Origin of the sequence: Actinomadura sp. DC4 (assembly GCF_030406325.1) — a bacterium.
Lineage (GTDB): Bacteria > Actinomycetota > Actinomycetes > Streptosporangiales > Streptosporangiaceae > Actinoallomurus.
In genome coordinates, this window is sequence record NZ_JAUEQY010000077.1 from 1 (window position 1) to 1,975 (window position 1,975).

General features: G+C 68.9%; 1 protein-coding gene. It reads left to right on the forward strand.

Going from position 1 to position 1,975, the window contains the following annotated elements; translation table 11 throughout:
* Positions 1-62: 62 nt before the first annotated feature.
* A partial coding sequence (gene eccCa / locus QWU11_RS47015) for a type VII secretion protein EccCa (protein WP_290121127.1) occupies positions 63-1,975 on the forward strand: 1,913 nt, incomplete at its 3' end.

Consider the following 1,975-nt stretch of genomic DNA (forward strand, 5'->3'; position numbering starts at 1 on the left):
TGAGTACGACGCTGTTCCGGCGGCCGCCACGGCAGTCACCGCCTGAGATGCCCAGTGGAGAGTTGTCCCTGCAGGAGCCTCCGGTCCTGCCGGAGGCGCCGACGGGCAACATGGGCATGTTGTTGATGTACCTGCCGATGGCGATCGGCTCCAGCGTCACCATCCTCATCTTCGTCTCCCCCTCCAAACCGGGCCTGGGGCTGATGGCGGCCGGGTTGATGGCGCTGACGTCGATGACGATGGTGTTCGGGCAGGTCGGACGGACCACGAGTGAGCGCAAACGGCGGATGCGGGGCGAGCGCCGCGACTACCTGCGCTACCTCGCCCAGACCCGGAAGAAGGTGCGGGCCGTGGCGGTGGCTCAGCGTGAGTCGCTGGCCTGGCAGCACCCCGACCCGGCCGGACTGTGGTCGGTGGCGATGAGCGCGCGGCTGTGGGAACGCCGCCCCACCCACGCCGACTTCGCCGAGGTCCGGATCGGCACCGGCCCGCAAAAGCTCGCGATGACGATGAACCCGATGCAGACCAAACCCGTCGAGGACCTCGAACCCCTGTGCGCGCGGGCGCTACGCCGGTTCATCCGCGCCTACACCACCGTCACCGACCTACCGGCAGCGGTGTTCCTGCGCGGGTTCGCCCAGGTACGGCTCCGCGGCGACGAAGCCGCCGGACGCGAACTGATCCGCTCCATGCTCGCCCAGCTCGTCACCTTCCACTCCCCCGACGAACTGCGCGTCGCCGTCTGCGCCGCACCCGAACACGCCACCGAATGGGACTGGATCAAATGGCTCCCCCACAACCAGCACGGCAGCGAACAAGACGGCGCCGGCCAAGCCCGGCTGCACGCCGACGGCATCGACTCCCTCGACACCCTCCTCGCCACCGAAATGGAAGGCCGCGGCCGCTTCGAACCCGGCGCCACCCCCACCCGCGACGAACCCTACGTCGTCGTGATCGTCGACGGCGTCGACGTACCCGCCGAATCACGCCTCGCCGGAACCGGCTACCGCAACTCCATCGTCCTCAACGTCTCCTCCGGCCTGCCCATGACCCCAGGCCGCGGCACGCTACGCCTGGAGGTCACCCCTGAGTCGATGGAAATGGTCCGCTTCGACCGCGGCGGCGAGGAGATCCGCACCTCACTCGGCCACCCCGACCGCCTCAGCGTGCCGCGCGCGACCGCACTGGCACGTACGGTCTCACCGTTCCGGCTCGGCGCCACGGCCGACGTGGCCGAGCCCATGCTCACCGACTTCGACCTCGGCACACTGCTCGGCGTCGGAGACCTGGACACCCTCGAACCCAGCCGTGTGTGGCCGCGCGCGGACGGCCCGGACCGGCTGCGCGTGCCGATCGGCATCGCCGAGGACGGCAGCCGCGTCGAACTCGACATCAAGGAATCCGCGCAAGGGGGCATGGGCCCCCACGGCCTCCTCATCGGCGCGACCGGATCGGGCAAGAGCGAACTGCTCCGCACCCTCGTCCTGGCCATGGCCATCACCCACTCCTCCGAGGTCCTCAACTTCGTCCTCGTCGACTTCAAGGGCGGCGCGACCTTCCTCGGCCTCGACGGCCTCCCCCACACCTCCGCCGTCATCACCAACCTCGCCGACGAAGCACCCCTCGTCCAACGCATGCAAGACGCCCTCCAAGGCGAGATGATGCGCCGCCAGGAACTCCTGCGCAGCGCCGGCAACTACAGCTCACTACGCGAGTACGAGGCGGCGCGGGTGAGCGGCACGCTACTCGACCCGCTGCCGACACTGTTCGTCGTCGTCGACGAGTTCAGCGAACTCCTCGCCTCCCACCCCGACTTCTCCGAACTGTTCGTCATGATCGGCCGCCTCGGCCGCTCACTCGGCGTCCACCTCCTCCTCGCCTCACAACGCATCGACGACGGCCGCATGCACAAACTCGAAAGCCACCTGTCCTACCGCATCGGGCTACGCACCTTCTCCGCCATGGAAAGCCGGTC